This window comes from Pseudanabaena sp. 'Roaring Creek', from assembly GCF_001402795.1.
Taxonomy (GTDB): domain Bacteria; phylum Cyanobacteriota; class Cyanobacteriia; order Pseudanabaenales; family Pseudanabaenaceae; genus Pseudanabaena.
This window is the reverse complement of the sequence record NZ_LIRE01000508.1, coordinates 1-6,787: the sequence shown is the minus strand read 5'-3', so window position 1 is coordinate 6,787 and position 6,787 is coordinate 1. Positions and strand designations below refer to the sequence as shown.

Here is a 6,787-nt window from a genome sequence, read left to right as displayed (position 1 = left end):
GCTATAACAGAGTATCTTTTATCCCAAGAATAACTATTAATTCTAAATTACAATATAAGCTAGATGAGATTAAGAATCGGCAAGTAGCGATCGATTTTGCCAACAATCTCAATCGGTTTATGGGCTTGCCCGAAGAAGAAGATCCAGTCACCAAGAAATGATCCTCGTGTATTGCTGAATACTATGACGTGGGAGAAAAAGTCATAAACTATAGTCAATTATAGTTCTTTATCAATAGATTATTTTGAAAAAATCTTCGGTGAAAACCTACAGTCAAACTCAAACTAACTCAGAAATTCTAATTTCATACAAAATCCCAACTGGTTTTCAGATAAAGGCTTTCTTATTTGTTTTGCTTATTTGCACTCCCGTTTTATCCTCAGTCCTATTTGAAGCATTCCAAAAAGCATCGAAAACTGGGGTTGTTAGGATCGAATGCGATCATGTCGAACCAAAGCAAGTCAATTGTCAAATCTCAAAGTCAAAGTTCTTCGGTTTAGTTAAGACCAACACTTTAGATTATAAATTTGTACAACAGTCACAATACGATAATGCCAGATTTCTATTAATGACTAAATTTGGAAAGAAGGAAGTATTTGAAGACATTGACTACCAAACTGCTTATACTATTAATAATGCTTTAAATTCCTTTTTGGGGTCTAATCAGAAATCTTTTTCATATAACTATGACGAACGGTTTGTCTTTTATATGTGGTTGCGTCTCATAGCTCATCCAGGGCTGTTTTTTTGCGGCTTCATATTATTGGGTGCTTTTGTCCTCCTAACTTACAGTCAAGAATACTTTTTCGATAAACCCAATAGATTGCTAAAGCATACTACTAAATGGTCATTGTTTAGGACGAAGATTAATCATTATTTATTTAGTGACGTTGCTAAAATTGATGTTTTATATTCATCCGATAGCTACAACAATGTATCTTTTATCACAAGAATAACTATTAATTCTAATAATTCTAAATTACAACATAGGCTATATTATATTAGCGATAGGCAAGTAGCGATCAATTTTGCCAACAATCTCAATCGGTTTATAGGATTGCCAGAAGAGGAAGATCCAGTGGTCAAGCAATAGTTTAGATAAAGTTTGTAGGATGACTTTCAATTTTGTTGGTATCTTTGTGCATGGTAAAGCCCAAGCTATCTTCACCATCTTTGGCAAGTTCCGTAAAATGTCCAAAGGAAGCTTCCACTTGCCATTCACTGCCAAGGATGGCTTGGATGGTTTTGCACTTAGATGGAGATTCAACGAGTAACAGCTTTTTCATATTTTTATACCTAATATGGACTTTATCTTGAATCTGGTCTAAAAATCTATGGAGACGATAAACGACAGTGCTTGTAGTCTATAATCATCATTAAAAGTGGCGATCGCAATGGTTCAAACTCCTGTTAAACCTTTAACCCTTGAAGAGTTTCTGAAATTACCAGAGACAAAACCCGCTTGTGAATTTATTGATGGGGAGATAGTCCAAAAGCCAATGCCACAGGGAAAATATAGTACAGTTCAGCTTGACCTTGGCTCAGCAATTAACCTAGCTCTCAAACCGAAAAAGGTTGCCCGTGCTTATTCGGAGTTACGATGTAATTTTGGCGATCGCTCGGTTATTCCAGACATCGCCGTTTTTACTTGGGAACGCATTCCTAGGGATAAAGACGGCAAAGTATCAAATCTATTTGAGACTGCGCCTAATTGGGTAATTGAGATTCTTTCACCAGACCAAAACCAAACAAAAGTGATTCGGAATATTCTCTATTGTTTAGCTCATGGTACAGAAATGGGATGGTTACTCGATCCCGATGAGGAATTGGTATTTGTCTATTTTAGCGATCGCACGATTGCTGTGTTTGAAAATAAAAGCGATCGCTTGCCAGTACCATCCTTCGCAGCATCGTTTCAGCTTACGGTGGGTGAATTGTTTAGTTGGTTAGAAGATTAACTCGTATCGTTGATAGAGAGAGACTCAATAAATACCTGAAAAGCGTAAAACATAGTTATTTCTGATTTTCTAGAGGTTGGGACTGCTGAGCATGTAACATCTCCACGGCTCTGGCAATATTTGCCGCATCAAGATCGGTAACATGGGACTCTATGACCATACCCTGCGACTCAACCAGAATCGGATTAACAGGACGATCCTTTGCATTCAATGTCATCGTATCAGATGCTTTTTCGAGCCTGAACTTGTAATTCCCCTTGCCATCAGGACGTTCAAAGATAAGATGATTGCCATCATCTCTGCCTTTTACTTGCAACAGTTCGCGACAATCCCGCGTCAGTTTCAGATTTCGCTCTGCATCAGTAACTTGATTGGAAGAACTAGGAATAGCAACATTTTCAACATCATCAGACTTATTGGTAGAGTTATCCTTACGCAGATTTCTCAAACCATTAAACATTGACAGAGCCAGATTTTGAATCTGCGTTGCATAATTGATCTGGTTTTGTTCTGAAGTAACACCATTCACCTGTTGAGTATCAGCAGCACCCGAATTAGGATCGCTACCTTTGCTCCGTACCTGAGAAGATTGCCACTCTTCATCAAAGACATCATCTTTATCCATTTTGTCCATCATCGTTAAATCCGTTAAAGTACTAGAAGACATTTCTCGTTCAGCGATCGCTAAAATATGGACGCTATGCAGTTCAACAACTTGGTTAAACACAGCCATAAATTGAGCCATATCCAGATCTGGATTCGCAGTAATCATCGCTTTTACCTAACGCTCTAAATCAGGGCTGGATTGTTCTAGCCTCGGCTGAGGTAAATTCATCCGTTGAAATGCTTGCTGGAAGTTGTTTAAATCAGTTGGAGTCATGGCATTAAGCGAGATTTGCCCTTGAGTAGTCCGTAAAATATCTTCACCAGTATGGTTATTGACAATGGCGATATCACCATCCTGATTCCTTTGGAAATTATAATACTCACCCTTGAAAGACTCCTGACCAGTCTCATTAAGGATATTTTCCACGACCACCACACCCCTAGCCCCAGCAGGAGCGAGATCTCCCAGCTTATCGATCGCCGCGAGATAACCCTGATTCTGAGTCAAACTCGCAATATCCACAGTGGTCGTTCTAAAGGCAGTTTTGGTAAAGTCAATTTGCTGGTCAATTGTAGTCCTATCCTCCATAAACACAGCCCGATCGCTTAGCAATTCAAACTTAGCGATCGCTTCACCATCAAGATTAGAAATCTCATAGAAATTATCCTGATATTGAATGCGATAGTTTTCCGCTTCGTACTTGCCATCGACACCCAATTTCGCAACTAGGGCAACCGACACTGCCGCCATTACCTGTTGTCGGAAGTCATCAAACGATAGAGGATTAGAATGTCCTAACTCATCGCGATCGCTGATGCCATCGCCATCGGTATCAATGCTGCGAGGATTGAGTCCCATCCGCAGTTCATCCACATCAGTAATCCCATCCCCATCCAAATCGCGCCGCAGTAACTCTGCTAACTCTATTTTCGGGAGTTCTCGCCAATCCACATTGATATAGTTCTGCTCAACAGGAACTGGCAATGGTGACTGCGATGATTGCGGCAATGGCGGTAGATTACTGCCAGATAAAGGTGATGGCTGAATGGGTGAGTTGGGTAACATCGCCAAATCAGGATCGCCTTTATCGCGAGGATTACTCAAAGTCACAGTCAAAGCCTGAGAAGTCTCAGGAGCAGCCGAACGATCTGGTGCAGCCTGATATCTGCGCCACCAATCATCCATGATGTCCCGATCCCATTGCTGGGATACCCGCTCCCATTCCGCATCACTGAATCCCGACGATTGTGACTCAGGCTGTTGTCTGTTCTCATCCTTCTCTTGCAATAGCTCTTCCTGCTTGGCTAGCAATTGCCTCAGCAGTTCTGCCAAAGCTTCAATCGTAGTTTGAGCGATCGCCAATTGTTGAGCATTAGCCTGAGATGCTTCCGATGACTGAATAAAAACCATAATTTACCTCTATAAACCTTCAGCCCAAGCAGGAACGGTGGACTTAGGAGCATTGGGAGCATCTTTCGCAGGTAAAGGGAAATGCTCTTGAAAATAATCCTTACGCAAAGCGATCGCCCCATCTGTAATCGGTACTTGACTACCAGATTTAGCCAACCTAACTTTTAGCGCCTCCCATTTAGATTTACTCTTGTCTGCTCTCTCCGCATCAACTTTGGGAATTTTGATATGACAACGCCGAGGCACATTCGCTTCTTTCTTAGAGCTATAGCCTGGGGAAATGAGAATACAATTACCTTGCGGTAACTTGAGAAAATCCTCTGGAGCAAATAGTTTGCGCGTGCGTTCCTGATCCGATGTGCTGGTGCTAGTCCTGCCACCACCCGAACTACGGGATTTGGACTTGTACTTCAAATGCTCATCGCCGAGATAGTCGGAGAAAATCTTTGCTGATTCAGGCTCCAGAGGATTGAAAATCGCTTTAGTCGCACAGCCACCAAAGATTGCTCTTGATACCTCCTTGCCATAGGTTTCTTCGAGCTGCACCAGATTCTGGAAACCCAACATACAGGACAAGCCATCCTCACGGTGAACGTTCAGCCATTGGACAAGACTGGGCAAATAAAGCGTTGGCAACTCATCGATTGCCACCAGTAAATGATCTTCGCGCTTAGCGGACACGACATTACGAGTGACGATCATGTGCAACACCGTCGCCAATAATGGTGCAACCACATCCTGCTTTTCCCGCTTCATACCGATAATCAGCAATTGTTTTCCCTTTAACTGCAAAGGAATCGTCGTCTTGCCACAGAACACGCTGAGGATATCAGGGGACATGAAACGGCTAAAGAGAATACTTGCCGTTGAAATCACAGAAGCAACAGTTTTCTCAGAATCCGCCATCGAAATCAACTGCCCAAAGCTAGTTTCCACCCAAGTTGGTAAGTGGGCATTCTGGACTCTGGCAGGAAGATTATTCGCCCCCAAAGCCTTGGCACAGAAAATAATATCGGGATAGGGAGTAGTCTTGGCCATCAGCAACACCGCTTGAATCAACTGGTCGCCACTATTGGTAAAGAAAGGATCTTCACTACCTTTGCCACCCGATTTAAAGTTGCGATTCAAGATGATCGCTACCCGTCTCGCCATATCCACATCCGCTGCATCCCGAATGAAATCAAATTTCCTAGTAAGTGAGGTATGGCTGCTAGACTAAAGGTTAATTGGATAAAATGAGCATATGACCGATATTGCTAGTCCCTTCTCTACTGGAAGTGTTGGAGCTAACTTTGAAAGCCACGTTGGAGCTTATTACTTAGCTGCATTACTTTTGCAGTCAGTTCCTCGTGGACAAGAAGATGGAATTACGACAGAAGTAAGATTTCAGCGTTTATTTGAGGGTGATCCCTTAGATGATTTAATCATTGTGTCATCTTTGCCATCAGGTGAAGCAAAGCTTGCACTTCAAATCAAGCGAGATCTGACATTTGGAGAAAAAGACGAAACTTTTGATACGATTATATCCGCTTGCTGGGAAACTTTTCAGTCTTCACAGTTCAATGTGAGGACTGATCGTTTTGGCATAGTGCTTGGTCTATATGGAAAAAAGATTGACGAGCATTATCAAAGTGTTTTAACTTGGGCGCGAACAAGTGCGAACTCGAATGATTTTTTGAAACGAATAAATCAACAGAAATCATCTAATCAAACTCAACGAAGCTTCGTTAAACTTATTCGTGACAAGTTGGATAGCTTTTCAAAAGCTAATGTAAGTGATGATAATCTATGGAATTTCTTACGATCAATGGTGGTATTGTACTTTGATTTTCAAAAAGCAGGTTCACGAGACTACACCTATATAGTGGAAATCGTCAGTTATGTATTAGAACCGAGTAAGAAAAATGACTCTGCAAAGCTTATTTCCGAACTTGCTGCTATTGCGTCTAGAGGTAATTATACGGCTGGAAGTTTTAATGCGGAAGTTCTACGATTAGATTTACAACAAAAATATAGTTTACTGGCATCTCCAGACTGTCGCGAAGATTTAAGGCGGCTTCGTCAGGAAACTACATTAGCTTTGAAAGATATATGCACTGATATTGGTGGTCTAACTCTAAGTAGAACTGAAATAGTTTCTGGTGTCATTGAAATGATGAAAGAATCTTCAATTATTGGATTGACAGGAGTTTCAGGTACGGGAAAGTCTGCTTTATTAAAAGTGTTGGCTGAAAGCCGACAAAGTGATGGTTTCGTTATTTTTCTTTCTTGGGATCGAATTACTGGTGTAGGTTGGACTGGCTTCGCAAATCATTTGCAACTTAATAAGCTTCTAAAAGACATTCTCATAGCAATTAGTGGTAGTTCTCAACCAACTATTTTTATTGATGGCATTGATCGTATTGAAGAAGAGAAGCAAAAAATTATTAATGATTTGCTGAGAACGATATCAGGAATTTCTTTGAGCCATGATGGATCAAGACATTGGACAGTTATGTTTTCTGCCAGAGAAGAGAATTTACAAAATTTAAGTTGGGTTGAATGGGGACATCTTGGCAACCCAAAGACATTTACTATACCAAAATTAAGTCAATCAGAAATCCAAACTGTATTTGATTCTCATTTAAGAATTAATCTACTACTTAGGGCTTGCTGAAAAAGGCAGAAACAGTTGCAATCAGTAGTTTCCAAAGGTTGCAAAAGCTGATAAGATGCAAGAAAAAAGCCCAAAAACAAGAAAAACCCTTGCACCAATAAAATTTTATGTACCGACGTTCCGCAAAAGGACAACTATCATTCGAGAACTTCTATC

The 6,787-nt window shown here is 40.8% G+C and carries 7 protein-coding genes; 3 read left to right on the top strand and 4 right to left on the bottom strand.

From position 1 onward, the window contains the following. Positions 1–244 precede the first annotated feature (244 nt). On the top strand, positions 245–1,093 hold the full coding sequence (locus AC805_RS15745; protein ID WP_156341422.1) for a hypothetical protein: 849 nt from the start codon (positions 245–247) through the stop codon (positions 1,091–1,093). A gap of 1 nt (position 1,094) precedes the next feature. On the opposite strand, the gene AC805_RS15740 is transcribed toward AC805_RS15745, so the two are convergent. Beyond that, a complete protein-coding gene (locus AC805_RS15740) occupies positions 1,095–1,286 on the bottom strand; it encodes a toprim domain-containing protein (RefSeq protein ID WP_055076298.1) in 192 nt (63 codons plus the stop codon). Positions 1,287–1,394: 108 nt separating this feature from the next. Between AC805_RS15740 and AC805_RS15735 the strand changes: the two genes are divergently transcribed. Continuing rightward, positions 1,395–1,958 carry a Uma2 family endonuclease gene (locus AC805_RS15735; protein WP_055076297.1) on the top strand — a complete coding sequence of 188 codons (564 nt, stop codon included), beginning with the start codon at positions 1,395–1,397 and terminating at the stop codon, positions 1,956–1,958. Positions 1,959–2,013: 55 nt separating this feature from the next. On the opposite strand, the gene AC805_RS15730 is transcribed toward AC805_RS15735, so the two are convergent. The 3 genes from AC805_RS15730 to AC805_RS15720 are packed head-to-tail and all read right to left on the bottom strand — an operon-like array spanning position 2,014 to position 5,151. Further along, positions 2,014–2,730, bottom strand: a complete 717-nt coding sequence (locus AC805_RS15730) for a hypothetical protein (RefSeq protein ID WP_055076296.1) — start codon at positions 2,728–2,730, stop codon at positions 2,014–2,016. Positions 2,731–2,739: 9 nt separating this feature from the next. Further along, complete coding sequence (locus AC805_RS26360; RefSeq protein WP_072143643.1) at positions 2,740–3,975, bottom strand: hypothetical protein; 1,236 nt, start codon at positions 3,973–3,975, stop codon at positions 2,740–2,742. Positions 3,976–3,984: 9 nt separating this feature from the next. Then, a complete protein-coding gene (locus AC805_RS15720; protein ID WP_269433597.1) occupies positions 3,985–5,151 on the bottom strand; it encodes a type IV secretory system conjugative DNA transfer family protein in 1,167 nt (388 codons plus the stop codon). 67 nt (positions 5,152–5,218) lie between these two features. On the opposite strand from AC805_RS15720, the gene AC805_RS15715 reads away from it, so the two are divergent. After that, a complete protein-coding gene (locus AC805_RS15715; protein ID WP_055076295.1) occupies positions 5,219–6,631 on the top strand; it encodes an ATP-binding protein in 1,413 nt (470 codons plus the stop codon). Positions 6,632–6,787: the final 156 nt, after the last annotated feature.

Excerpts from the sequence above, each read along its gene's own strand:
- AC805_RS15740 (WP_055076298.1), bottom strand. The coding sequence starts at position 1,286 with ATGAAAAAGCTGTTACTCGTTGAATCTCCATCTAAGTGCAAAACCATC.
- AC805_RS15735 (WP_055076297.1), top strand. The coding sequence starts at position 1,395 with ATGGTTCAAACTCCTGTTAAACCTTTAACCCTTGAAGAGTTTCTGAAA.
- AC805_RS15730 (WP_055076296.1), bottom strand. The coding sequence starts at position 2,730 with ATGATTACTGCGAATCCAGATCTGGATATGGCTCAATTTATGGCTGTG.
- AC805_RS26360 (WP_072143643.1), bottom strand. The coding sequence starts at position 3,975 with ATGGTTTTTATTCAGTCATCGGAAGCATCTCAGGCTAATGCTCAACAA.
- AC805_RS15715 (WP_055076295.1), top strand. The coding sequence starts at position 5,219 with ATGACCGATATTGCTAGTCCCTTCTCTACTGGAAGTGTTGGAGCTAAC.